22 protein-coding genes are annotated in these 25,740 nt (G+C 66.1%); 2 read left to right on the forward strand and 20 right to left on the reverse strand.

All coding sequences use genetic code 11. The annotated features are described in order from the left end of the window. The 7 genes from HMPREF3174_RS08345 to argC all read right to left on the reverse strand — a co-directional run. On the reverse strand, positions 1-4,224 hold a 4,224-nt coding region (locus HMPREF3174_RS08345), incomplete at its 3' end, for a S8 family serine peptidase (protein WP_168160575.1). Positions 4,225-4,551: 327 nt separating this feature from the next. After that, positions 4,552-5,787 (reverse strand): argininosuccinate synthase, encoded by a 1,236-nt coding sequence (locus HMPREF3174_RS08350; protein ID WP_068539000.1) that lies wholly within the window; start codon positions 5,785-5,787, stop codon positions 4,552-4,554. Between the two features lie 11 nt (positions 5,788-5,798). Beyond that, positions 5,799-6,296, reverse strand: a complete 498-nt coding sequence (locus HMPREF3174_RS09480; RefSeq protein ID WP_308802793.1) for an arginine repressor — start codon at positions 6,294-6,296, stop codon at positions 5,799-5,801. After that, positions 6,293-7,432 carry an acetylornithine transaminase gene (locus HMPREF3174_RS08360; RefSeq protein ID WP_068538998.1) on the reverse strand — a complete coding sequence of 380 codons (1,140 nt, stop codon included), beginning with the start codon at positions 7,430-7,432 and terminating at the stop codon, positions 6,293-6,295. Before HMPREF3174_RS08360 ends, HMPREF3174_RS09480 begins: the two co-directional genes overlap by 4 nt. Beyond that, the gene (argB, locus tag HMPREF3174_RS08365; protein WP_201783166.1) at positions 7,429-8,358 is read right to left on the reverse strand and encodes an acetylglutamate kinase; all 930 of its coding nucleotides are present in this window, start codon (positions 8,356-8,358) and stop codon (positions 7,429-7,431) included. Before argB ends, HMPREF3174_RS08360 begins: the two co-directional genes overlap by 4 nt. Further along, a complete protein-coding gene (gene argJ / locus HMPREF3174_RS08370) occupies positions 8,355-9,542 on the reverse strand; it encodes a bifunctional glutamate N-acetyltransferase/amino-acid acetyltransferase ArgJ (RefSeq protein WP_070448372.1) in 1,188 nt (395 codons plus the stop codon). Before argJ ends, argB begins: the two co-directional genes overlap by 4 nt. After that, a complete protein-coding gene (gene argC, locus HMPREF3174_RS08375; protein ID WP_070448373.1) occupies positions 9,539-10,582 on the reverse strand; it encodes an N-acetyl-gamma-glutamyl-phosphate reductase in 1,044 nt (347 codons plus the stop codon). Before argC ends, argJ begins: the two co-directional genes overlap by 4 nt. A 134-nt stretch (positions 10,583-10,716) precedes the next feature. On the opposite strand from argC, the gene HMPREF3174_RS08380 reads away from it, so the two are divergent. Beyond that, positions 10,717-11,673 carry a sugar-binding transcriptional regulator gene (locus HMPREF3174_RS08380; RefSeq protein WP_083200609.1) on the forward strand — a complete coding sequence of 319 codons (957 nt, stop codon included), beginning with the start codon at positions 10,717-10,719 and terminating at the stop codon, positions 11,671-11,673. Then, on the forward strand, positions 11,674-12,735 hold the full coding sequence (locus tag HMPREF3174_RS08385) for an NAD(P)H-dependent glycerol-3-phosphate dehydrogenase (RefSeq protein WP_062613833.1): 1,062 nt from the start codon (positions 11,674-11,676) through the stop codon (positions 12,733-12,735). It begins immediately after the preceding gene. Here the strand turns inward: HMPREF3174_RS08385 and ybaK are convergent, their stop codons facing one another. From ybaK to rpmI, 13 genes are all read right to left on the reverse strand, one after another. Then, positions 12,736-13,221: a Cys-tRNA(Pro) deacylase gene (gene ybaK / locus HMPREF3174_RS08390; RefSeq protein WP_070445578.1), complete on the reverse strand. Its 486-nt coding sequence runs from the start codon at positions 13,219-13,221 to the stop codon at positions 12,736-12,738. 62 nt (positions 13,222-13,283) lie between these two features. Further along, entirely contained in the window at positions 13,284-15,860 is a 2,577-nt protein-coding gene (gene pheT / locus HMPREF3174_RS08395; RefSeq protein ID WP_070445580.1) for a phenylalanine--tRNA ligase subunit beta, read from the reverse strand. After that, positions 15,860-16,948 (reverse strand): phenylalanine--tRNA ligase subunit alpha, encoded by a 1,089-nt coding sequence (gene pheS / locus HMPREF3174_RS08400; RefSeq protein WP_062613830.1) that lies wholly within the window; start codon positions 16,946-16,948, stop codon positions 15,860-15,862. The genes pheT and pheS overlap by 1 nt, the downstream gene beginning before the upstream one ends. Positions 16,949-17,061: 113 nt before the next feature. Continuing rightward, entirely contained in the window at positions 17,062-17,898 is an 837-nt protein-coding gene (locus HMPREF3174_RS08405; RefSeq protein ID WP_070448374.1) for an SGNH/GDSL hydrolase family protein, read from the reverse strand. Further along, complete coding sequence (locus HMPREF3174_RS08410; RefSeq protein WP_218837031.1) at positions 17,859-18,947, reverse strand: NADH:flavin oxidoreductase/NADH oxidase; 1,089 nt, start codon at positions 18,945-18,947, stop codon at positions 17,859-17,861. The genes HMPREF3174_RS08405 and HMPREF3174_RS08410 overlap by 40 nt, the downstream gene beginning before the upstream one ends. Then, a complete protein-coding gene (locus tag HMPREF3174_RS08415; RefSeq protein WP_068538990.1) occupies positions 18,947-20,605 on the reverse strand; it encodes an NAD(P)-binding protein in 1,659 nt (552 codons plus the stop codon). Before HMPREF3174_RS08415 ends, HMPREF3174_RS08410 begins: the two co-directional genes overlap by 1 nt. Further along, a complete protein-coding gene (locus HMPREF3174_RS08420; protein ID WP_068538989.1) occupies positions 20,602-21,684 on the reverse strand; it encodes a thiamine pyrophosphate-dependent enzyme in 1,083 nt (360 codons plus the stop codon). The genes HMPREF3174_RS08415 and HMPREF3174_RS08420 overlap by 4 nt, the downstream gene beginning before the upstream one ends. Next, the gene (locus HMPREF3174_RS08425) at positions 21,671-22,939 is read right to left on the reverse strand and encodes a transketolase C-terminal domain-containing protein (RefSeq protein ID WP_070445583.1); all 1,269 of its coding nucleotides are present in this window, start codon (positions 22,937-22,939) and stop codon (positions 21,671-21,673) included. Before HMPREF3174_RS08425 ends, HMPREF3174_RS08420 begins: the two co-directional genes overlap by 14 nt. After that, the gene (locus tag HMPREF3174_RS08430; protein ID WP_062613824.1) at positions 22,923-23,510 is read right to left on the reverse strand and encodes a 2-oxoacid:acceptor oxidoreductase family protein; all 588 of its coding nucleotides are present in this window, start codon (positions 23,508-23,510) and stop codon (positions 22,923-22,925) included. The genes HMPREF3174_RS08425 and HMPREF3174_RS08430 overlap by 17 nt, the downstream gene beginning before the upstream one ends. Positions 23,511-23,646: 136 nt before the next feature. Continuing rightward, positions 23,647-24,498, reverse strand: a complete 852-nt coding sequence (locus tag HMPREF3174_RS08435; RefSeq protein WP_068538987.1) for a TrmH family RNA methyltransferase — start codon at positions 24,496-24,498, stop codon at positions 23,647-23,649. Next, positions 24,499-25,050, reverse strand: coding sequence for a dTDP-4-dehydrorhamnose 3,5-epimerase family protein (locus HMPREF3174_RS08440; RefSeq protein WP_201783165.1), 552 nt, complete (start codon positions 25,048-25,050; stop codon positions 24,499-24,501). Positions 25,051-25,135: 85 nt separating this feature from the next. Then, the gene (gene rplT / locus HMPREF3174_RS08445; RefSeq protein ID WP_062613822.1) at positions 25,136-25,519 is read right to left on the reverse strand and encodes a 50S ribosomal protein L20; all 384 of its coding nucleotides are present in this window, start codon (positions 25,517-25,519) and stop codon (positions 25,136-25,138) included. Between the two features lie 9 nt (positions 25,520-25,528). After that, complete coding sequence (gene rpmI, locus HMPREF3174_RS08450) at positions 25,529-25,723, reverse strand: 50S ribosomal protein L35 (protein ID WP_062613821.1); 195 nt, start codon at positions 25,721-25,723, stop codon at positions 25,529-25,531. Positions 25,724-25,740: the final 17 nt, after the last annotated feature.

Genomic DNA, 25,740 nt, shown 5'->3' on the forward strand with positions numbered 1-25,740 from the left:
GGTCGTGCCAGGGTTATCCGGCTCACCCGGCTGGTCGGGTGTCACGCTCATCACCTGAGCGTTGATCATGAACTGACCGTTTTCGTCAGGGCTCACCCAGGCATCATTGATCAGTTTGAAATTGTGCTCCGAGCCGTCGCTGCTTGAATCCACGCCCAGGTTGATGCGGTCCTTTCCGCCATCCAGCTGTGTGTAAGAGATGTAGTACGAACCGTGGACCGGAATCGGGTACGGGGTCGAGACTTCCACCCAGGTCCCGCCTTCACCGGCGTCGACTCTCGCCTTCATCGGGCCCACAAGCACGCGGCCTGGAAGGCCGTCGCGGTCATCGTTCTCCCACAGCGCCCACTCGAACTCCTGTGCCACGGTGGAACGGAAGATGAAGAAACGGGCAGCTGTGACATGAGCGTCGGCGTCCGCGTCGAAGCGCACGGCGGCGGTCTTGCCCTCATTGAGTGTAGTGAGTCCGGCGCCAGCCTTGCCAGTGTCGTAGGAGGTCCAGGAAGACTCTCCGCCGACCGCGTGGGCAAGCTCGATCTCAACATGAGCCGGCTGGACTTCCTCCACTGTCAAGGGAAGGTCAACTTCCACGTACCCAGGAGCGCCCGCGCGCAGAGTGTAATCGCCCGGCAAAAGCTCTGCCGTCACGGGCTCTGGCGCCGATTCCGCGAGCACGGGTGCCGTGCTCCCCTTCGCGTACACACTCAGGCGCGCATCCGCAACGCTCTCACCGGACTTGTTCTTGACGGTGAACGTGACGTTCTGGGCGTTTGCCTTCTCCAGGTAGAAGTCCTGGGTAATCGCCTTGCCGTCAACCAGCTGCAGCGTCTCGACCGCTGACTTGTAACCGGGTGCCTTCGCAATGAGCGAGGCCTCACCCGCATGGCTACGTAGCGAGTATTCACCGGTGCCAGCCTCAGTGGCCACCTTCGTACCGCGCTCGGCGAACTCAACAGTCGCCCCCACCGCGGGCACCCACGAGTCGGTGGCGGTAGCGGAAACGTCCGTCACTGCCTGCGTGAGCGCCAGCGACGGTAGCGTCAGCTCATCGCCGTCGTAAAGAGCAAGCGAGGTCGACGCCGTCAGCTTCGGTTGCGGAACCGTGGCGTCCACCGTATCTGCGAACATGACGTCATCAAGGAACCAGCCGCCGGCGAAGTCGGTCAATTCACTACCGGATACCAACTCAAACTTCACCTGGGTCTTTGCCCCAAGATACTCTGCCGGGATCTTCACGCCGTCGACATGCCAGGCGTTCGCGGTGCGGAGCTGAGTCTTCTTGTCCTCCGGATCCTTCTCGTCGACCTTCGCCTCGTCGAGCTTGAAGATCTCCTTCCACTCTCCCTCACTCTGGCGCACGTAGATGTGCGCGATGTCGTCATCATAGGTGCTCCACTCATCGTGACCGACGCGACCGCGGGTGTTGAACCACTGTTGCCAGTACATGGTGACGTCACTGTATGCGGACAGATCCAGGGCCGGCGAGATCAGGGTGTAGGTGGCCTTGGACTTGCGATAGTCATTGAGGACGGTCGCGAAGACGTTCGGGCTGTCCGGGTTCTTCCCACGCATCTGCGTGCTCGTCGGAGCCTTGCCATAGGCATCGATATCTTCGAGCGCCGGGACGCCGCGCTCGAACACCGTGCCCTTATCCGACTCGGACGTCCATCCCTGGGCATCCGATTCAAAGTCGAACTTCTTGATCTCCTTGCCCATCGTGAAGGTGCGCTGGAGAATCTCCGACGGCTCCGACTCAGCCTCGCCCGCCACGGCAGTCACGTAGTACGAGTACGTGCCCTGCTGTGGGGTTGGATAGTCAGCGAAAGTGACCGAGTACTTGCCGATATCCGAGCCGGTGAGCTCCTGAACACGGGTGAAAGTGCCGTCGTCGTGAGCGCGGTATAGGCGGTAGGCGCTGATCGTCTCGTCTTTAATCGGGGCAAAGTCAACCACCGTACGGCCCGAGGCGTACTTGTTGATCGCGAGTTCCTTGTCCACCTTCGGAACGGTGGTCGTCTTGATCGCCTCGAGCGCCATGTCATCGATGAACCAGCCGGCGGTGGCGTGCTCGGACTTCCACGCGCCGCGCATGCCGAACATGACCCGGACGGTCTTGCCCGCATACTTCGTCAGGTCAACATACCCGCGCTGCCAGTCGGACGTGTTCTTGAACAGCAACTGCGGCTTGGTCTCCCAGGTGACTTCGCCATCGGAGCCGACCTCGCCAACCCAGACCTCGGCGGTGTCGTACACCGCAAACGCATAGTTATCGAGGTCGTACCAGTGCTTGAAGGTCAACGCTGCCGGCTGGCCGTCCTTCAGGCCGATCGGCGGGGTCAGCAGCACAGCGTCCGACAGGCCCGGGTATCCCTTGCCGTCGAGGCCAACGCCCACGAGCTTTTCGCCCGAGGTCGGCTTCTTCAGCGACTCTGCGGGCCTTCCCCACGCCCACATCGGCGTCTCGCCGCTCATCTCGAAGCCGGCCACGCCAGACTCGAAGTCCTCAGCCCACCCGACAGTGACGGCGTCCTTCTGCTCGAAGCGGTGCACCAGCGTGCAAGCTTCCTTCTCCGTACGGTCGGTGGCACAGATCTGGTAAGAAACGTCATCGGACTTCAACGTGTTCGGCGAAATGACGAATCCATATGTTCCGTCAACCTTCGTGCCCTCGATAAGCGTCATTGCCTCAGTGCGTTCCCCGGTTGCGTTAGCCAGCTTGAGAGTAACGGAAGCAATGCCGGTGTCGTCAGCCACCTGTGCGGTCACGTTAGTTGTGGTGGCGTGGTAGAAAACCCCGATGGGGTTATGCGTGATCACCGGCGCACCGGCATCGACGCCGCGAACGTAGACCTTGCCCTGGACAGTGCCGATGGTGGAATCGACCTTCGCCATATCAATCGCGAGGGCAGCGTTGACCTTACCGGCGCCGTAGGCGTGGTTGGGGGCCTCGACGTGCTGAGCATCGGTTAGGGGCGTAGCGGACTGACGCAGGATCTCTTCAAGCTTGTCAACCGTGAGATTCGGGTTGGCGCTCAAGACGAGGGCGGCAACACCAGTCACATGCGGAGCAGCCATCGATGTACCCGTCAAGATCTTCATCGTCTGCTTATTCCAGCCCGAGCGGATGTTGACACCGGGTGCCGAAATATCGGGCTTGACCTGATCGGTGTACCGCGACGGGCCGCGAAGCGAGAACCTCGCCACGACGTCGTCGGAACGCAGCGCACCAACGGCGAACGCCTCCGGGAAGGAACCAGGCTGGCTGATCGAGCCGGAGCCACCAAAGTTATTCAAGTCCTGGTTACCGGCCGAGAACACCGGGAGAATACCAGCACTGCGCCATTCCTTGAGCGCATCGCGCATGAGGTGGTTGGCCGCCGAGCTCCCCCACGAGTTGTTGACGACGCGCGGAGCGAGCTCCGGGTGCTTGACCCCGTTGCTGTCAACCGGGGCGAGCATCCACTCCATTGCCTTAAGCAGCTGCGAATCACTCGTATCGCCGTTCTCGTCAAAGACTCGCGCAGCGATGAAGTTTGCCTTGGGAGCCACTCCAAGGGATCCGGTCCCGCTCGGGTCCGAGCCGAGGATCGTACCGGCAACGTGCGTGCCGTGGCCCGTGGAATCGACCGGCTCGGTCTCCGAACCGACCGTATCGAACCAGCTCACAGCTTTGTCACCAGTGTTTCCGCGCCACTTATCCTTGAGTGCCGGGTGGGTGATATCGACACCGGAGTCGATGATTCCCACCGTGATGCCCTCGCCGGCATACTCGCCGAGCAGGCCCTCGGTGACAGAAATCTGACGAAGGTTCCACGGGAGGTGCATGGGAGCAGACCCATCGACACTCGACATGCGAGCACCGGAATCGTCGACCACCGGATCGGCTTCGATCTTCTGATCAGCAAGGACCTCGCTGACGCCAGGCATCTTTGCCAGGTCAATAGCGACTTCCTTCGTCACTGTGGCAGTGACTGCGTTGACCACGAACAGCGACTCGATGTTCTGTGCTTTGTCAGCCTTCTCCGCCTCGGCCAACGCGACAAGGACGGCCTGCTGAGAGGTTGCCGCCATATCGACCAGATTCTCAACGTGGTCAGTCTTTTCCTGCGTGGTTCTCGCAGGTGCACCATCCGCCTCCTGCTGGTCGTCCATCACGACGATGACGGAATGCCACGATGCATCTGCCGATTGTGCAATGTCCTCGTCGAGGTGTGATACCGCCATCGCAGACGGAATCGCCGAAAACGCAGTAGCTGTGATCGCGCCAAATGATAGCGCGGCAACTATGCGTCCGAAACGTTCGCGCATGTAATCTCCAATCAATTCGGACCCAACGGGTCGGTGAAAACGGCCGGCGTGGTGTGCGCACATCAACCGCGAGCTAACCAAGGGCAGCCTACCCTAACCTCCGGAAAAGGGCCAGACTGTTGGTTTTCCCTATTTTTGCCGTTGGTGACGTCCGTGCGCGCCCATCCTCCACCCCACTGCCACGCCGTAGCGGGGGCAACAAAAGTGGCGCGGTCTCCCGCGCCACTTTCGCCCCCGTTTCACTTAGGAGAGGTTGAGCTTCGGCATCGCCTCGCCCTTGCCGAACTTCACGTCGCGCGCTGCGGCCAGCTGGGTGGTGAGGCCGGTTAGCGCGATGAAGCCGCGGGCGTGCGACTGGTTGAACGTGTCGCCCTGGTCGTAGGTGGCCAGGTTGAAGTCGTACAGCGAGGTATCCGAGCGGCGGCCCGTCACCACGGCGCGCCCGCCGTGTAGGACCATCCGGATGTCGCCCGACACATACTCCTGGGTGTCCTTGATGAACGCGTCAAGCGAGCGCTTGAGCGGGGAGAACCACTGGCCCTCGTAGACGAGCTCCGACCAGCGCAGGCCCACGCGCTCCTTGAAGCGCGCCTGCTCGCGGTCCATCGTCACGCGCTCGAGCTCGCGGTGAGCCGTGATGAGCGCCACCGCACCCGGCGCCTCGTAGATCTCGCGCGACTTGATGCCGACCATGCGGTCCTCAACGATGTCGATCCGGCCGATGCCCTGGGCGCCCGCGCGGGCGTTCATCTCCTCGATCGCCTGCAGCGGGGTGACGTCCCGGCCGTCGATCTGCACCGGGATGCCCTTCTCGAAGGTAATCACGACCTCGTCCGGAAGCGGCGGGTAGGCCGGGTCATCGGTGTAGTTATAAACGTCCTTCGTGGGCGCGTTCCACAGGTCCTCGAGGTAGCCGGTCTCGATCGCGCGGCCCCACACGTTCTGGTCGATGGAGAACGGGTTGGACTTCGTGGTCTCGATCGGTAGGTTGTGCTTCTCGGCGTAGTTGATCGCGAACTCGCGGGTGAGCGCCAGGTCGCGTACGGGCGAGAGACACTTCATGTCCGGGGCGAGCGAAGTGATGCCGTTCTCGAAGCGCACCTGGTCATTGCCCTTGCCGGTACAGCCGTGGGCCACGGTCTCCGCGCCGAACTGGCGGGCCGCCGTGACCAGGTGCTTAACAATCACCGGGCGGGACAGCGCCGACACGAGTGGGTAGGCCTCCATGTACAGGCCGTTGGCCTGCAGGTCGAGCATGCAGTAGTCCTCGGCAAACTCATCGCGGGCGTCAGCCACGTAGGCCTCCACGGCACCGCAGTCGAGGGCTCGCTGGCGGACCACCTCCAGATCCTCGCCGCCCTGCCCGACGTCGACCGCCACCGTGACGACCTCCGCCCCGGTCTGCTCGGCGATCCAGCCGATCGCCACCGAGGTGTCGAGCCCGCCTGAGTATGCGAGGACTACGCGTTCCTTTGCCATGATGAACCTTTCTAGTTATTTGAGGAAGAGTGGGCGATGTCGATGAGGTGGCTCAGCAGCTCGTCGGCACGTTTGGTGGATTCAGTAATGATGAGCACGGTGTCATCACCCGCGATACAGCCGAGCACGCCGTCGAGCACAGCGCGATCCAGCGCCGAGGCCAGTAGTTGGGCCGCCCCGGGCGGGGTGCGAAGGACGATCTGGTTACCGGCCGACTTGGCCGACACCATGACCTCGCGCGCCCAGCGCTCCAGGTGGAAGCCCGCGGGTGCGTCAGCCTCTCCGGCCACCCCGGGGCTGGGGATCTTGTAGTAGCGCCCGCCGGCGCCGTCGGGAACCTTGCGTGCCTGCAACTCGTCGAGGTCTCGCGAGAGCGTAGCCTGGGTGACGATGATGCCTTCGTCGGCCAGCAGCGCCCGCAACTCGGCCTGCGAGCCGATGGGCTGGGATTCGACCATCGTGATGATGCGGGCGAGCCGGGCCGCCTTGGTCACCATGGTTCCTGTCACGAGTGTGTCTCCATTTCTTCGATGAAAGGTGCCAATTCATCTTGCGTGATGATGAGCGGCGGCGCCAGCCGGATCGTGGTGGCGTTCGGCGCGTTGACGATGAAGCCCTTCTCCAGCAGTTCCGTCTGGAGAGCCGGGGCGTTTTCGACGACGACGCCGAGCAGCAGTCCCGCCCCGCGCACCTCGAAGCCCCGCGCCTCGAGATGGCCGCGCAGCCACTCCCCGGTAGCCCGTACGTGCTCGAAGAGCCCCGCCACTTCGCCCACCACGGCGTTCGCCGCCGCACACGCCAGCGGGTTGCCGCCAAACGTGGTGCCGTGGCTACCGGGGGTAAGCAGGCGCCCGGTCTTTTCAATTCCGACGACGGCACCGATCGGCACGCCCCCGCCCAGGCCCTTCGCCATCGTGATGACGTCGGCCTTGACGATGCCCGAATGAGCGAACCAGCGCCCGGTACGGCCCACGCCGGTCTGGACCTCGTCCACCACGAGCAGGGCCCCGAAGCGTTCGGCGAGCGCGCGGGCGCGGCGCAGGAAGTCACCCTCGAGGGGAACCACGCCGGCCTCGCCCTGGATGGTCTCGACGAAAATGGCGGCCACGTCGTCGTCGAAAGCGGCCTCGAGGGCCTCGATCGTGGGATCGATGAAGAGGACGTTCCCTCCGAGTGGCTCGAAGGGCTCACGGATCGCGGGCTTGTGCGTGATCGACAGGGCGCCGAGCGTGCGGCCATGGAAGCCGCCCTTGAGCGCGATGATCGTGCCGCGCGGCTTGTGCAGGCGGGCCATCTTGATTGCGGCCTCGTTCGCCTCGGCGCCCGAGTTGCAGAAGAAGACGCGGGCTGAGGCGCCCACGTAGCCGTCGTCGGACAGCATGCGCTGGATAGCGCCGGCCAGCTCGAGTTGCGGGGCCGTGGCGAAGAAGTTCGACACGTGAGTGGCCTTGCCCGCCTGCTCGGTGAGCGCGCGGGTGATGGCGGGGTGAGCGTAGCCGAGGGCGTTGACGGCGATACCAGCGAGCAGGTCGAGGTAGCGCTTGCCCTCCTCGTCAAAGACGTAGACGCCCTCGCCACGGTCGATGACCAGCTGCGGATCGCCGAAGGCGTTCATCATCCGCTGGGGATACAGGTCGCGATTCACTTGGCCTCCTTCTGGCCCACCACACCGCGCGGGGCAGCGGCCGTGACCTGGGTGCCGATGCCGGCGTTGGTAAAGATCTCGAGCAGGATGGAATGAGCCATCCGCCCGTCAATGATATGCGCCTTGGGCACGCCGCGCTCCACCGCCTTCAGCGCTGCCTCCATCTTCGGCTTCATCCCCGAATCGAGGGAGGGCAGGAGGGCGCGCAGGTCGTCGGGGTGGATCTCGGACACGAGTGAGGACTTGTCCGGCCAGTCGAGGTAGAGGCCCTCCACATCGGTGAGGATGATGAGCTTATCCGCGCCGGCGGCGTCGGCGATCGCTCCCGCGGCCGTGTCGGCGTTGACGTTGAGCACGTCCTCGGGGTTGTCGACGTCGGTGGCCACGGTCGAGATGACGGGGATGTGTCCGGAGGCAAGCATGTGGTCGAGGGAGGCGACGTTGATGGAGACGATGTTGCCCACGTGCCCGATGTCGATCTTCTTGCCCCCGACCTCAGCCTTACGCCGACGCGCGGACAGCAAGCCCGCGTCCTCGCCCGAGAAGCCGATCGCGCGCGGCCCGTCCACGTTGAGCAGGGAGACCAGCTCGCGCTGGACCTGGCCGGTCAAAACCATGCGCACCACATTCATCGTCTCGCGGTCGGTCACGCGCAGCCCGCCGCGGAACTCGGATTGGATGCCCACGCGTTCGAGCATCGAGTTGATCTGCGGCCCGCCGCCGTGCACCACAATCGGGTACAGGCCAACTGAGTGCATGAAGAGGATGTCCTTGGCGAACGCCCGCTTGAGCTCGTCGTTGATCATGGCGTTGCCGCCGTACTTGACTACCACGCGGTGCCCTGCGAACTCGTTGATCCAGGGCAGGGCCTCGATGAGGATTTCGGCCTTCTGTTGGGCGCCGGCCAGGCGATTCAAGATGCTCATGTCGAATATGCCGAATTCTCGTGGACGTAGTCGTGCGTGAGGTCGTTGGTCCACAGCTCAACGACCTCCTCTCCAGCATGCAGGTCGATCTCGATCGCGACCTCCCGGTTCGAGGCCAGGTCCACCAGGGTCCGGTCCTCGCCCACACCCCCGGCCAGGCACACCTGCACGCCATTGAAATACACGTCCAGCGCGTCGGCGTCGTAGGGCGCCACGTCCGCAGGGACGGTGCCCACCTGGGCAATGACGCGCCCCCAGTTCGGGTCGTTGCCGAAAATCGCGGCCTTGAGCAGGTTCGAGCGGGACACGGCGCGGGCCACCGCGAGCCCGGCCTCCTGCGAGCTGGCACCGACCACGCGGATGAGCACGTCGTGCGAAGCGCCCTCGGCGTCCGCGATGAGCTGGCGCGCCAGCGACTGGGCCACCGCCGTAAGCTGCCCCGTGAAGTCCTCGGGCACGACGCCGGAGGCGCCGCTGGCGAGCAGGAGCACCGTGTCGTTCGTGGACATTGCCCCGTCGGAGTCGATCCGGTTAAACGACGCCGCCACCGCGGCCTCCAGTGCCTCCTGGGCTTGCGCATTGGTCAGCACCGCGTCGGTAGTCATGACGCAGATCATCGTGGCCATGCCCGGGGCGAGCATGCCCGCGCCCTTGGCCATCCCGCCAATCGTGTACGGCCCGGCGATACCGGCCTGTTTGCTGACCGTGTCGGTGGTGCAGATCGCCTCGGCGGCATCGGCTCCGGCGTCAGCGCTGAGGTGAGCCCCGGCGTCGGCGATGCCCGCGAGCAGCTTGCTCATCGGCAAGCGCTCGCCTATGAGCCCGGTGGAGCACACTGCCACCTCCTCGGGCTCCCGCCCGAGCATGGCCGCGGTATGGCGGGCGGTGGTCACCGTGTCCTCGAAGCCGGGCTGGCCGGTGGCTGCATTCGCACCGCCCGAGTTGATGACGGCGGCGGTCTGGGTGCCGCCTGCGATCTGCTTCATCCAACGCACGGGCGCGGCGTAGACGCGGTTGGAGGTGAGGACCATAGCCGAGGTCGGCTGCGGGCCGTCGTTGACGACGAGCGCGACGTCGCGCCCGGCGCTCTTCAGCCCCGCGCGCACGCCCGCCGCCCGGAAGCCCTGCGGGGCCGTGACGCCGAGGGGCTGGACGTCCGCGGCGGTGTCGGTAAAGAGAATCATGGCGCTACTCCAATCTGGGACAGGCCGGTTGTTTCGGGAAGGCCGAGGGCCAGATTCATCGACTGGGTGGCCGCCCCGGCGGTGCCCTTGACCAGATTGTCGATCGCGCAGATCGCGGTGATGCGCCGCGCGTCGGCGTCGAGCTCGGCGTGGACGAGCGCGAGGTTGGAGCCCGCCACGATGCCCGTGGAAGACCAGTCGGGCGACCACGCGACGAAGGGCTCGTCGGCGTAGGCGCCCCGGTAGGCCTCGAGCACGCGCTCCGGGCTCACGCCCTCCACCGGGATCGAGACCGTGGCGAGGATGCCGCGCGACATCGGCACGAGGACGGGGGTGAAGGACAGGCTCACGGCCGGCGCGCCGGCCGTGATGAGGTTCTGCGCGATCTCTGGGATGTGGCGGTGGGTGCCGCCCACGGCGTAGGGCGTGGCCGACTCGATGGCCTCGGAGGCCAGCAGGTGGGTTTTGGGCGACTTACCCGCACCCGAGTAGCCCACTGAGAGGATCGCCACGATGTCCTCCCCGCTTGCCAGCCCGGCGGCGATCGCCGGCTGGACGGCGAAGGTAACGGCCGAGGCGTTGCAGCCGGGGGCGGCGATGCGGCGCGTCGCGGCGAGCAGCTCGCGCTGGGTGAGCCCCGTGGCGCGGATGAGCTCGGGCATGCCGTACGTCCACGGCTCGGCCGCCTCCGAGTGGTAGTAGCGCTCCCAAGCCGCCGGGTCGGTCAGCCGGTGGTCGGCGCCGAGGTCAATGATGAGGGCGTCCGGATTGATCTGCTCGATCTGTGCCGTGAGCGCAGCCGACGCGCCGTGGGGAAGGCCGAGGACGACGACGTCGTGATCAGCGAGCACCTCCGCCTCAAGCGACTGGATCTCAAGGTGTCGCAATGGCCACAGGTGCCTCTGGTGCTCACCGAGCGTGCCGCGCGAGCTGTGTGCGGCGACGGTGGCGACCTTCATGTCAGGGTGTGCGGCGAGTACGCGCGCGACCTCGCCACCTGCATATCCGGTGACGCCAGCGATAGCAACAGAGTACGTCATACGTATAACTATACGCTCCGGCGCATCTTTCCCCACTGGCGTCCACTGTGAGAACAGACACCGAACCCAGTGCACTTAAGAGCCCTTTATGTAAAACCCTACCCATATGAGTGGATTGTTGAGAAACTCAAGACATGAAGAAAGCAATGCCGCATTCGTCTCGCGATGACCTCATGTTCGAGGCCGCCTACCTCTACTACATGGAGGGCCTCACCCAACAGGCCATCGGCACACGCCTGGGATACACCCGCTGGACGATCGGCCGCCTCATCGACGAGGCACGCCAAACCGGGCTCGTCACCATCACGATCAACCACCCGCGCATCCAGACCCACCACCTCGAGATGCAAATCGCCGAGCAGCTGGGACTCAAGCGCGCGATCGTCGTGCCGTCGAAGAACGGCGACGGGCGCCAGGTGGTGGCCCGCGCCACCGCCCAGTTCCTCATGAGCCGCGCGCCCATCCGCTCCCTCGCCGTGGCCTGGGGGCGCACGATGACCGCGCTCGCCACCGCGCTGCCCGAGCACTGGTCACCCGGCATCCGCGTCTACCAAACGAACGGCGGGCCCACCCACCACGGCGACAACGAGGTCTCATCCTCCATCTCCGCCATGGCACGCAAGGCCCCCGGCACCGCGTTCACGCTCCCGGCCCCCACGATCATCGGCAACCCGGACCTCGGCCCGCAGCTCATGGCCGAACCCTCCATCACCCGGATCTTCGAGGGCGCCGCCGGAGCGGACCTCGTCGTCTACTCCCCCGGCACGGTCTCCAAGGAGTCCGTGCTGGTCGAATCGGGATTCATCCCGGAAGAGACCATCGACATGCTGCGGCGCAAGGGCTCGGTGGGAGACATCCTCTCCCACTACGTCGACGCCGACGGGAACCCCATCTCCGCCCAGCTCGAACGGCGCACGATCGCCTACCCGCTACGCAACCTCGCCCAGGCCCACCTCTCGGTGGCGGTGGCCGGCGAGGTGGAGAAGGCGCCCGCCATGGTGGCGGCCGCCCGCGCCAAGCTTGCCCAAATATTCATTATCGACACCTACACGGCCGAGGCAATCTTGGCCTACACCTCGAAGGAGAACTAAATGGCAACCATCGCAATTCTCGGCGCCGGCATCATGGCCACCGCCCTCACCTTCCCGCTCACGGAGAACGGCCACAAGGTCAACCTCGTTGGCACCCACCTCGATCGTGACATCATCGAGTCGATCCAGACCACGGGCGTCCACCCCGACCTCGACCTCAAGGTCAACGACAAGGTGGTGGCTTACCAGCTCGAGGACGCCGAGGCCGCCTTCGAGGGCGCCGACGTGGCGATGTCCGGCGTCAACTCCTTCGGCGTGCGCTGGGCGGGCGAGCGCCTGGCCAAGCTGGTGAGGCCCGGCATGAAGGTCCTCAACGTCACCAAGGGCATGGAGGCCGACGACGACGGCACGCTCCACCTACTCCCGGACGTGCTGCGCTCCTACTTCGACGAGGACCTGGCCAACTCCGTGACCTGGAACGCGATTGTGGGCCCGTCGATCGCGGGCGAGGTGGCCGTCCACCACGACACGTGCGTCATCTTCGCCGGCGAGGACCAGGACTCGCTCGACTACCTGGCCGACCTGTTCCGCACGGACTACTACCACGTGTGGACCTCCACCGACTTCCGCGGGTGCGAGATCGGCGCCGCCACGAAGAACATCTACGCCTTCGCCGCCGGCCTCGGCGCCGGGCTCCTGCGCAAGGAAGGCAAGCAGGATGACCGCTACGTGCGCTTCAACTACAACGCGGCCGTGTTCGGCCAGGGCCAGACCGAGCTTCGCCAGTTCATGACCCTGCTTGGCGGCAAGCCCGAGACGGCCGACGGCCTGGCGGGCGTGGGCGACATGTATGTCACCTCCGCCGGCGGACGCAACGTCAAGGCGGGCACGTTCGTGGGTGAGGGCGTCCCGTTCTCCGAGGTGCGCGACTCACTGATGAAGGGCGTGACTCTCGAGGGCGTCCAGGCGATCCGCGTGATCGGCGGCGCGCTTGAGCCGCTCACCGAGCGCGGCGTGATCAAGCCCGAGGACTTCCCGCTATGCCGCTACCTCTACCAGATCATCGAGAAGGATGCCCCGCTCGACATGCCGTGGGAGAAGTTCTTCGGCGGTATGAAGTAATCAGGTGCCAATCGGCGCAAATTGCGCCCGCGTGAGCCCGGCCAGATCGGCCGGGCTCATTGCTACCGACAGGGTGCGCTTGCCCGCCGAGACGACGAAGCGATCCAAAGTCTGCGCCGAGGAATCGATCCACGTGGGCAACTGGCGGTTCTGCCCGAGCGGCGAGATCCCGCCCGTGACGTACCCGGTGAGTTTTTCGGCGTCGTGCGGAGCAATCATCGCAGCGGACTTGCCGCCCGCGGCCTTCGCCAGCGCCTTGAGGCTCAACCGCCCCGACGCGGGCACGACGGCGACCACGGGGTGGCCATCCACACTCACCATGAGCGTCTTGAAGATCATGTGCGGGTCAATCCCGAGCACGCGCGAGGTGTCGAGCGCGTAACCGCCGTCCATCTGCTCCGAGTGCTCGTACTCGATGAGCTCGTAGTCCACGCCGGCCCAGTTCAGGGCCTGGAGCGCCCGGGTTGCACCTTTGTTCTTCGCCATAACACCATCCTATGGGCGCGGGCCCTGCCGAGTGGCAGGGCCCGCGTGTCGGTCAACCGCAATCACATCCGTAGCTGCGCATCGAATGCCTTCTTCGCGGCCTTGATCACCCGGTTGCGCACCTGGGCGATCTCCTCGGCAGGCAGGGTGTGATCCCCACGGAAGCGGAGGGCGAAGGCGAGGGACTTCTTACCCTCGTCGATCTGGTCGCCGGTGTAAACGTCGAAGAGGCGGATCTCCTCAAGGATCTCCCCCGCCGCCTCAGCCAGCACCTTTTCCACCTCCGCGGCCGTCACCTGCTCATCGACCACGAGGGCGAAGTCCTCCTTGGCCACCGGATGGGTGAAGACGGGCCCCACCGTGATCGGATCACCGCCACGCGCCTCGATGAGCGCATCCAGGTCGAATTCGAAGGCCACCGTGCGGGCGGGCAGCTCGAAGGCCTTGCACACGCGCGGGTCCAGCTCGCCCGCATACCCGATCACGGCCCCGCCCACGGCGAGCTCGGCACACCGGCCCGGGTGGAATGGCGCGTACTCGGCATTCGCGACCCCGAGCGTGAGATCGATCGTGCGGGCGGCGGTCTTGACCGCCTCCACCGCGTCGCGCCAGTTCCAGGTCTGGGCCGGCAGATCCGCCGCAGCCTGGGTGACCGCCGGGATTGCCACGCCCGCCACGTGATGCGGCTGGGCCGGGATCGAGGCGAGGAGCGCCTCCAGCGCCTCGGGATCGGGCCGCTTGCCCACGCCCGGATTCGCCGCCAGCGCAATGCCGGTGGGCCGCGTGACAACCCCGGCCTCGAACACCGCCACGGTCGGGTTGCCGCGCGCCACGTTCATGCGCGCAGTCTCCAACAGCGAATCAAGGAGCGAGGTGCGCATGTAAGGAGCCTCCTCCTGCAGCGGGTTGGCCAGCCGGATCGCGAGCCGGCGATCGTCGTCGTCAGCAATGCCCTGCTTCGCAAACGCCTCGGCGGAGACGAACGGGTAGGACAGCACCTCGGTCCAGCCGGCCTCGGCGAGCGCACGGCTAATGTCGCGGCGGTGGCGCTGGGCCGGGCGCAGGCCCGCACCTGCGGGTGCGGTCGGCAACCAGGACGGGATCTCGTCATAGCCCACCAGCCGGGCCACTTCCTCGACCAGGTGCGCCGGGCCCGTGAGATCCGGTCGCCACGTGGGCGGGGTGACCAACAGGGCGTCGTCGCCCGACACGGCGCAACCGATCTGCTCGAGGATCTCCACGATCCGCTCGCGGCCGAGGTCGAGGCCCGTGAGGCGGGCGACCTCGAAGATGTCGAAGGTGAGCGGCTCGGGCAGAGTAGTCTGATCGTAATCCGAGTTCGCCTCATCGATCCTCCCGCCGCCGAACTCCACGAGGAGCTCGGCCACGCGCTGGGCGGCAACGCCGGCCACACGCGGGTCCACGCCACGCTCGAAACGCTTGGAGGCCTCCGAGGGCAACTTATGCTTGCGGGCCATTCGCGCCACGGAGACGGGATCGAAGTGGGCCGCCTCGATGAGGACGTTCGTGGTCGCATCCGTGATCTCCGTGTCCAGGCCGCCCATCGTGCCGGCCAGGCCGATCACGCGCGCCCCGCGCCCGCCCTCGGAATCGGTAATGAGCAGATCGTCCCCGCCGAGCGCGCGCTCCACGCCGTCCAGCGTGACAAGGGTTTCGCCGTCGTTGGCCCGCCGCACCACGATCGGGGCCACGAGCGTGTCGAGGTCGTAGGCATGTAGCGGCTGGCCGAGGTCGAGCATGACGTAGTTAGTCACGTCCACCGCCAGCGAGATCGAGCGCATGCCCGCAGCCAACAGACGCTCCTGCATCCACGCCGGCGAGGCGGCCTGCGGTTTGATCCCCCGCACGATGCGCGTAACGAAGCGGTCACAGCCCGGAACGCCGTGGATCGGCGCCGCGTCGTCCACCTCCACCAGGAAGCCGTCCTCCGTGGGTGTCGGCAGCGGGGCGGAAAGGTTTTCCTCGAGCCCCAGGTCGGTGAAGCGGGCGCCCGTGGAGTGGGCGAACTCGCGGGCCACGCCGCGCATGGCGAAGCAGTAGCCGCGGTCCGGGGTCACGTTGATCTCCAGCACCTCGCCGGCGAGGCCAAGGTAGTCGAGCACGTCCTCACCCACCGCCGGGATGCCGCGCTCGGCGGCCTCCTCCGGGCTGGAGGCGAGCACGATAATGCCGTCGTGATCCTCGCCCAGGCCCAGCTCGGCCTTCGAGCAGATCATGCCGTCCGAGACGTGCCCGTACGTCTTACGCGCCGCGATGCGGAAATCACCCGGCAATACGGCGCCCGGAAGCGAGACCACCACGTAATCGCCCTCGACGAAGTTGTGAGCGCCGCAAATAATGCCGCGCGAGGCCAGTTCCGAGGGCTCCTTGCCCTCGCCCGGGGCGTCGTTATGCGCGCCCACGTCCACGCGGCAGTAGTTGATGAGCTTGCCGTTCTTCTGCTCGTTCTTCTCCAGCGTCAGCACGCGCCCGACGACGATCGGCCCGGTCACGTCCGGGCGGTGGATTTCCTCTTCCTCCAGGCCCACACGCACCAGGTCAGCTGCGAGCTGCTCGGCCGTGAGGCCGGCCGGGACCTCAACGTGGTCGGAGAGCCAATCAATATCGATCCTCGGCATTAGTTGCCCCTTCCGGTCGCGGCGAACTGGGCGGAGAAGCGCACGTCGCCCTCCACCATGTCGCGCATGTCGTCGATGGAGTTGCGCAGCATGAGCGTGCGCTCGATGCCCATGCCGAAGGCGAAGCCCGTGTAGAGGTCCGGGTCAATACCCGCGTTGCGCAGCACCTCCGGGTTGACCATGCCGCAGCCACCCCACTCGATCCAGCCCGGGCCGCCCTTCTTCTGCGGGAACCACAGGTCCATCTCCGCGCTCGGCTCGGTGAACGGGAAGAACGACGGGCGCAGGCGCGTGCGCGCCTCCGGGCCGAACATGCCCTTGGCGAAGTGATCGAGCGTGCCCTTGAGATGCTCCATCGTCAGACCCTTGTCCACCGCCAGGCCCTCGATCTGGTGGAAGACCGGGGTGTGGGTGGCATCGAGGGCATCGGTGCGGAAGACCTTGCCCGGGCACACCACGTAGATCGGCGGCTCACCGCGGTCCAGCATAACGTGGGACTGCACCGGCGAGGTGTGCGTGCGCAGCACCAGACCCGTAGCATCCGCCACCTTCTCCTCGCCGGCCGCTCCCACGCGCTCCACGCTGCGCACATAGAACGTGTCCTGCATCTGGCGTGCCGGATGATCCGGGCCGAAGTTCAGCGCGTCGAAGTTAAACCACTCGTTTTCCACCTCGGGGCCCTCGGCCACCTCCCAGCCCATGGCCACGAAGAGGTCGCAGATGTCCTCCATGAGCACGGGCAGCGGGTGGCGGGCACCCAGCGGCGCGCGCCTGGTCGGCACCGTGACGTCCACGCGCTCCTCGCGCAGCACGCGCTCCTGGTCGGCCGCCTCCAGACGCGCGGCCGCCACGGCCAACGCCGCCTGAATGTCTTTGCGGGCCGCGCCCATGAGCTTGCCGGCCACCGGCTTGTCGGCCTTATCCAGGTTGCGAATCTGCATATTCGCGTGCGTGATCGGCGCGTTGTCTCCGCTGTGGGCCAGGCGCGCCGCCTTCAATTCATCGAGGCTCGACGCACGTGCGAATGCGTCTCGCGCATCGGCCACCGCCTGCGCGATCCCGGCCTCGTCGAGTGGACTGAGAGTCATGTCTACCTTTCCTTGCCCCCGCAGGCGCGGGTTTACGCTCCAAGTCTAATCATTGAGCCAGCCCGGGGCGATTTCGGTCCACTGTGGCCCGCGCAACGACGCCGTCGCCCAACTCACGTCCGCGCGATCGGCCCGCTCCAGGTCCCGAGCTCCGCCACCTCGGTGCGCTCCCAACCCCGGTCGTGCGCCACGGCGTCGGCAAGCTCCTGCGCCCACACCGCATACCACGGGCTGTTGGGGTGGAAGAGGTCGATCGCATGGTAGGAAAACAGGTAGGTGGCCATCGGCAGGCTCTGAGAGATACTGCGGATGTCGACGACGCGGTGAGACTCGAGCCGATCGATGCTGGCCGAGAACTCCTCCGCCCGCGCGTCGGCCGTCATCACCCCGAACGAGGGGATATTCATGACGAACGAGCCGGCGGGCAACTCGCCCTCCAGACGCTCGACGTAAGCGGCAAACTCATCCTGGCTCAGCCACGGCTGGAGCACGTCGTTGCCGCCGATGTCGAGGCTGACGACGTCAGGGCGCAACGGCTCGCCCGCCACCTTGAGCCCGCGCAACTGCGGTAGCTGGGTACCGAGCACCGACTGGATCGTGCCGCCCGAGAGCGACAGGTTAAGCAGCACGACCTCGCGCCCGCTCATCTCCTCCAGCGCCCGCGCGAACCGGGGCACGTAGCCCTCCTGAACCACCCGGGCGCCCAGGCCCTGGGCCGCCGAATCCCCGAGCGCCACGTAGATGAGTGGCATCTCGCCGCCCACCTGCGCGATCTGGTCAAGGCGGGCCAGTTCAGCCTGGAGGTGGCGCTCCCAATACCGGCGGAAAGGCGAGTTCTGCTTCGCCACTCCCCGGCGGCGCACCATCCCGGCCATCACTCCCAGCGCGACCACTCCTGCAATCTTGCCCTTCAGCGCGTCGACCTTCCCCTCACTAGCTGGTCCGGCCATGGGATCTCCACATCCAGCACCTTCGCCCAGTGTCGCGGCACGTACGGGTCATGGAGCCCCACGCGTCCCACGTAGACCACGTCCGCCTCTTCTTCATAGACGACGACGTCGGCCTGCGTGGCGTTCGTGATCTGCCCGGCGGCGCCCACCACGGCGCCCGTCTCCTCCCGGATCCGGCGGGCGAAAGGGACCTGGTATCCCGGGCCGGCGGGGATCTTAACGGGGAAGCAACCGCCCGTGCTCACGGACCAGAAATCGACGTCGGGAAGCTCGCGCACCAGCCGGATCGAATCCTGCAGCGTCCACCCGTAGCTGCCGTCCACCTCCTCGAAGTTCTCCGCCAGCCAGTCGGTGGCCGAGATCCGCACGAAGAGCGGCACGTCGCCGATCACCGCACGCACCGCGCGCACAACCTCGCGCAGGAGGCGCGTGCGGCCCTCGAAGTCTCCGCCCCAGGCGTCCTCGCGATGATTCGATATCGGGGAGAGGAACTGGTGAATGAGGTAGCCGTGGGCGGCATGGATCTCGATCGCCTGGAAGCCGGACTCCACCGCCAGGTTCGCCGAGCAGGCGAACTGGGCAATAACGGCCTGGATCTCGGCCTCCGTCATCTCCCGCGGAGCGGGCAGGCCCTCGAACGCAATCGCGCTGGGCCCCACGGTCTCCCACGCCTCCTCGGGCGGCAACGCGCCACCACCGAGCCCACCCCGCGTGGAGGCCTTGCGGCCGGCGTGGTTGAGCTGGATCGCGGCCACCCCGCCGTGCTGGGTGATGACCCGGGCGATGTGCCGGAAGGCCGGCACATCCGCCTCATCATCCAGGCACAGGCACTTGTTCGAGATGCGCCCCACCGGGGTGACCGCCGTTGCCTCCACCGTGATGAGGCCAAAGCCGCCCACAGAGCGGGAGGCGTAGTGCTGGTAGTGCCAGTCGTTCGGCCGACCCAGCCACTCCCCCGACTCCCCCGCGCAGTATTGGCACATCGGCGGCAGCCAGATCCGGTTGCGGACCTGCAGCCCGCGTAACTCGATGGGATCGAAAAGACTCACTAAATCTCCTCCGGCACCATGGAGATCGCTCCACACGGGCATTCCTCGGCACACACGCCGCAGCCCTTGCAGTAATCGTACTTGAACTCATACACGCCGGAGGCAATCTTCGTGACCGCGTTATCCGGGCACACGCCGAAGCAGTTGTCACACCCGAAGCAGTTGCCGCAACTCATGCAACGCCGCGCCTCGTAGATCGCCGACTCCTCGTCCAGGCCGATCACCACCTCGTCGAAGGTGGAGGAGCGCCGGGCGCCCTCGAGGCGCTTGCGCATCTTGTGCGGGGCGTCAGAGTAGTACCAGGTCTCCATCCGATCGAGCGTGGCGTCCCCGTGCTTGTCCGCCGGGGCGTACGTGCCACCCCTCAGCCAGGAGTCGATGTAGCGGGCGGCCTTCTTGCCGTGCCCGATCGCCACGGTCACGTTCTTCTCCGCCTTGATCATGTCGCCACCGGCGAAGACGCCCGGGCGGCCCGTCATCATCTGGCCAGAAACCGTGACGACGCCGTCGTTGATCTCCACGCCCTCCACTCCCTCGAGGAGCGTGAGGTCGGACTGCTGGCCAAGCGCCATGATGAGCGAATCGGCGGCCAGCTCCTCGTACTCGCCGGTGGGCTGGGGGAAGCCGTTCTCGTCCAGGGCCATCTTCTCGATCTTGATCGAGCCGGCATCCACGTGGTCCACTGTGGACAGCCAGCGCATCGTGATGCCCTCCTCCTCGGCCTCCTGGACCTCCGAATCATGGGCCGGCATCCGATCGCGCGTGCGGCGGTAGAGAATGACCGACTCGGTGGCGCCCAGGCGCTTGGCCGTACGGGCGGCGTCCACAGCCGTATTGCCGCCACCGTAGACCACCACCACGCGGCCGAGGAGTGGCTGGCTAGCATTCGCCGCGAAGCCGTCCTCCTCCACGTCGCGCAGCACGTCCACCGCGTCCATCACGTGCGAGGCCGACCCGGCGGGCACGTTGATGTTCTTCCCGATCTGGGCGCCCACCGCAGTGAAGACCGCGTCGAAGTCGGCAAGTGCGGCCTCGACGTCGTCGACCCGCGTGTTCTGCTCGAAGGTGACGCCCATGTCGGCAATCCGCTGGATCTCCGCGTCGAGGATATTGCGCGGGAGGCGGTAGGACGGGATGCCATAGCGCATCATGCCGCCCGGCTTCTCACCCAAGTCCCGCACCGTGACCTCATGGCCGAGCAGGGCGAGGTGGTAGGCGGCCGACAGCCCCGCCGGGCCCGAGCCGACCACCAGGACCTTCTTTCCCGACGGCGCGGCGGCAACCTCAACCTTCCAGCCCTCCTCGATCGCCTTGTCACCAAGGAAGCGCTCAACCGAGTTGATGCCCACCGCCTCGTCCACCTGGGCGCGGTTACACGCCACCTGGCAAGAGTGGTAGCACACGCGGCCCATGCAGGCGGGAAGCGGATTGTTGACCATGATCTCGCGCCAGGCCGCCTCGTAGTTGCCCTCCTCGGTGTGGTAGAGCCACTTTTGGATGTTCTCCCCCGCCGGGCACTGCTTGTTACACGGAGGCAGGAGGTTGACGTAGACCGGCCGCTCCGAACGCCACGTGCCCGTGCGATTCGCCGCCGAGGAGCCCACCTCGAGGGTGATCGCAAACGGCAGGTTTTCCTTCTCGTCTCGCAGCGATGTCATGATTCGTCTCCCTCGTACTTGACAAACTCATCCAACGACTCGTCATCGATCAGGTCATAGCGCCTGATATTGCGGTCCGCCATTTCCTGGATCCGACGAATCACCTCCGGGTCCGCGCCCTTCTTGAATAGGTGGGCGAAGCGGCGCTGGAGGCGCAGGTAGTCCTCCACGGGCGCCGGGCGGCGGATCTTCGACACGGACGTGATCTCGCCATACTCGGCCTCGTAGACCGGAAACAGGCCAGTCTGGGTGGCCAGGCGCGCCACCTTGACCGTGACTCCGGAGGCGGTGCCCCAGCCGAGCGGGCACGGCACGAAGATGTGGATGTAGCGCGCGCCGTGCATACCCATCGCCTTCGTCACCTTGTACTCGAGATCGCGCAGGTCAGCCACCGTGGCGGTGGCGACGTAGGGGATCTCGTGCGCCATCGCAATGCGCGGCAAGTCCTTGCCCTGGCCCCAGGTATTGCCCGGCTCCGGGCCGACGGGCTGGGTGGTGGACGTGCGGGCCGTGGGCGGGGTGGCGCCCGATCGCTGCACGCCCGTGTTCATGTAGGCCTCGTTGTCGTAGCAAATGTAGAGCACGTCGTCGTTACGCTCGAACATGCCCGACAGGGGGCCGAAGCCGATGTCCACCGTGCCGCCGTCGCCGCCCTGGGCCACCACCCGCACGTCCGACTTGCCCATCGCCTTCAGGCCGGCGGCCGCACCGGTGGCAACGGCAGCCGTGTTGCCGAACAGCGAGTGCATCCACGGCAGGTTCCACGAGGTTTCGGGATACGGGGTGGAGAAGACCTCAAGACAGCCCGTGGCGTTGATGGCTACCACGTGGTTGTCGGTGGCCGCCATCGCCGCATCGAGGGCGTAGCGGGCGCCGAGCGCTTCGCCGCAGCCCTGGCAGGCGCGGTGGCCCGAGGTCAGGGAGTTGAAGCGGTTCGGTCCGGATTGGACCGACTGGTACTGCCCGTCCACCAACCGGTTGCCCACCGCGAAGGATCCGACCTGGTAGAACTTGACCTCTTCGCGGGAGGGGATCGCCGTCTGGCGGTACTCCGGGCTTGGCAAATCAACGGATGTCATCGTGACCTTCTTCCTGTGCCCGCTCCGCGTAGTGGCGGATCATGTTTTCCGGAATCGCGCCGGATCTGCGCATCTTCGCCTCGCGCTCCAGTTCGTGCTCCACGAGCTCCGTGTCGAGGTCGAGGAACGTCAGGTGCTCCACCTCGTCACGCACCGCCTTGTCCAGGTAGGCGTTGAGCGAAGCGATCGTGATGTCGCGCCCGCCCAGGCCCGCGATCAGTTCGTGGCAGGTGAAGTGCAGCCCGCGCATGGCCGCCCGGCAGTGGGAGGAGACGATGCCGCCGATGCCCACCGAGAACGCCTTCTCCAGCACCACGAAGCGCTTGGCGTTCTTCAACACCTCGCGCACCGCCGCCGACGGGAACGGACGGAAGGACACGAGCGAGAGCACGCCGATCTTCTCCCCCGCCTCGCGCCGCATGTCGACGACGTCGCGCAGCGTGCCCGTGACCGAACCGAGGCAGACGACGATCGTTTCCGCGTCCTCGCACTTGTACTCGTGCAGCAACCCGCCCGAATCGCGGCCGAAGATCTCCTTGAACTCGGCCTGGATGCGCGGCATGAGCTCGAGCGCGTCAAGCTGCTTGTGGTGGGCGAGGTAGCGCACCTCGGTGAAGGCCTCCGGGCCCACCATCGCGCCGATCGAGATCGGATCGGCCGGGTCGAGCACCTGGCGCGGCTCGTAGGGCGGCAGGAAGCGATCCACCTGTTCCAGCTCGGGGATGTCCACCTGCTCCACGGCGTGGGTCAGAATGAAGCCGTCCATACACACCATCACCGGCAGCGAGAGCTCCTCGGCGATCCGGAAGGCCTGTACGTGCAGGTCCGCCGCTTCCTGGTTGTCCTTCGCGTACAGCTGCAGCCAGCCAGAATCGCGCTGGGACATCGCGTCCGAGTGGTCGTTCCAGATGTTGATCGGCGAGCCGATTGCGCGGTTGGCCACTGTCATAACGATCGGCAGGCCCAGTCCGGAGGCATTGTAGACCGCCTCGACCATGTAGAGCAGGCCCTGGGAGGCGGTGGCGGTGTAGGCACGGGCGCCCACGGCCGAAGCTCCGATGGAGGCCGACATGGCCGAGAACTCCGACTCGACGTTGATGTACTCACAGTTCTCAAGCTCGCCCTTCTTCACCATCGCCGACAGGCCCTCCACGATGTGGGTCTGGGGTGAGATGGGGTAGGCGGCGACGACGTTGGGCCGGCACGCGGCCACGGTCTGGGCGATCGCCTGCGATCCCTCAATTTGCTTCAGCATTGAGCGCCTCCTTCTTAGCTAGCACCAGGTCATATGCCTCCTGGGCGGCGGCCACGTTCATCTCGCCTACCCGCCCGGGGAAGCGCTCAGAGATCGCCTTGGCCACCGACTCCATCTTGTACAGGCCGGTCAGCGCCGCGGCCGCGCCGAGGAGCACGGCGTTAGGGACGGTGCGCCCGGTGTGTTTGCGCGCGATGTCCGCGGCCGGGATCGTCATGAAGTGGCCCTGCGGCATCTCGGCCTGACGCTCGGTGAGCCCAAGCTCCGCGCTGCGCTTGGAGGAATTGATGAGCACGTAGCCACGCGGGTTCAGCCCCGAAAACACATCGACAATGCCAAGCAGCGTGGGATCTTGCACGATGAGCAGATCCGGATGAAGCACGGGTTCGCGGGTGCGGATCTCTTCCTCACGGACCCGGCAGTAGGCGACGACGGGCGCGCCGGTGCGCTCGGATCCAAACGAAGGGAATGCCTGGGCGTGACGACCCTCGGCGAACGCGGCCATTGCAACGAGGTCAGAGGCGGTCACCACGCCTTGGCCGCCTCGCCCATGGATGCGAATTTCTACCATGACACCGATCATAGTTCTGGCGCGGTAAGGACGAGCCCGGCATTAGGTAAGACTTGAATTAGCTAATTTTTACAGACACTGAAATAGGGACGGCGCACCCGGCCGCAGGGACCTTCGTCCCTTAAAGCGTTCTTTCTCAGCGGGCCTCGGCCGCACGCTGCGCCAGTGCGCTGGCGTACAGGCACAGCGAGCTCGCCACGCCCGCGTTCAGCGATTCCGCCGCGCCCCACATGGGAATTCGCACCCTATGGTCAGCCAGCTCCAGTTGGGCGGGCGTGAACCCGTGGGCCTCGTTACCCACCAGCCACATCGTGGGGGACGCAAGATCTAGGACCTGCGACCCGGCGCCGTCCACCCGTGAAAAATCGCCCGGGCACACCATGGCCTGTGCCAAATCGCGCTCCCCACTCCCGTCCGCGCACAGCACCTGGATGCCGGCCGCGCGCGCCGCTCCGACCGCCTCCTGCACGGCCACCGAGAGGATCGGCAGGTGGAAAACCGACCCTGCTGAGGAGCGGATCACCTTGGGGTTGAACAGCTCCACTGAGCCCGGGCCGAGCAGCACGGCGTCAGCGCCCGCGGCGTCGGCGGTGCGGATGACCGTGCCGAGGTTGCCCGGGTCGGCCGACTCCGCCAGGCACACCAGCAACCGCGGCGCACGCCCAAGCACGTCGGCCAACGACGGCTGGCCGGGCACGTCCGCCACCGCGAGCCAGCCCTGGGCCGACGTCGACAGGCGCGCGAAGTCCGCCTCGGACAGCACGTGCGTGTACGGATCGACCCGTTGGGCGAGCGAGTCGAGGTCAGGGTGACGAGCGAGGCCCTCCTCCGTGACGTACAGGTCGCGAAGCTCCGGGCGCGCAAGCACCTCGCGCACCGCCTGCGGGCCCTCCACGAGGATCTGGCCGTAGCGCTCCCGGTTCCTGCGCGACTGCAGGCCGGCAACCTTCTTCGCCTGGCCCGTTAGGCCCTCGAAGCGGCGCGGCACCTACGCTCCCCTCACCGCGGAATACCGCGGGGCGTTCAAGTCCTTTTCCGAGATCATCGCCCGGTTATCGACGTCGACCGGGATCGGCCACTCGATGCCCAGCTCCGGATCAAGCGGGGCCAGCGCCGAGCCCGGCATCCCCGCCGTCCACTCCCGGTCGAAGAAGTAGAGGTACTCCGACTCCTCCAGCGCCTGGAAGCCGTTGCATACGCCCTGCGGGACCAGCACCATCGTGCCCGGGGTGATCTCCACGGTCACCACCTGGCCCCGCGTGGCCGAGCCCTCGCGGATGTCCACGTAGGCGCCGAAGACCCGCCCGAAGACCACCGTGACCAGCTTCGTCATCGCCTCCGCGTGAAGGCCGCGCACGGCCCCCTTGTGCGTGAGCGTGTTGTTCGCCTGGGCAAACGAGCTCACCAGCCCGCGCTCCTCCAGCCAGGACCTGCGCACTAGCTCACGGATCGTGCCGCGTTCGTCCGTGACCTGCTTCGGCGTGATGACGTAAAGGCCCTCAATGGCCGTGGCCTGCATGGCCGGTTCAATAATTTCCACGGTTCCTCCGTTTTTCCTTCATGGTACCAGCGCAAAATCAGTGAAGCGGGCCCCGAAAACCTCGGGGCCCGCCACAATGAGTGCGTTACTTGTTCGCCGGAGCGTTCACGTCCGCCGGAAGGGCGGCCTTGGCGGCGTCGACAAGCGCCTTGAAGGCGGCCGGGTCATTCACCGCGAGCTCGGCGAGCATGCGGCGATCAACCTCAATGCCGGCCAGCGACAGGCCCTGCATGAAGCGCGAGTAGACCATGCCCTCGGCGCGGCACGCAGCGTTGATGCGCTGGATCCACAGCTTGCGGAACTCATTCTTGCGCACCTTGCGGTCGCGGTAGTTGTAGACGAATGAGTGGGTAACCTGCTCCTTGGCCTTGCGGTACAGGCGCGAGCGCTGGCCGCGGTAGCCCTTGGCGCGCTCAAGCGTGGTACGGCGGGACTTCTTGGAGTTCAGTGCATTCTTTACGCGAGCCATCTCTACTCCTTACATGCCAAGAAGGCGCTTGGTGGGCTTGACGTCGGCCTGGGCCACCGGCTGGTCCGAGGACAGGCGGCGGGTACGACGCGAGGACTTGTGCTCGAGAAGGTGGCGCTTGCCCGCCTGCTCGCGCATGAGCTTGCCGCTACCGGTGACGCGGAAGCGCTTCTTAGCACCCGAGTGGGTCTTCATCTTAGGCATTATTCGTATTCTTTCTT

The organism is Trueperella sp. HMSC08H06 (assembly GCF_001808465.1).
Classification (GTDB): Bacteria; Actinomycetota; Actinomycetes; order Actinomycetales; family Actinomycetaceae; genus Trueperella; species Trueperella bernardiae.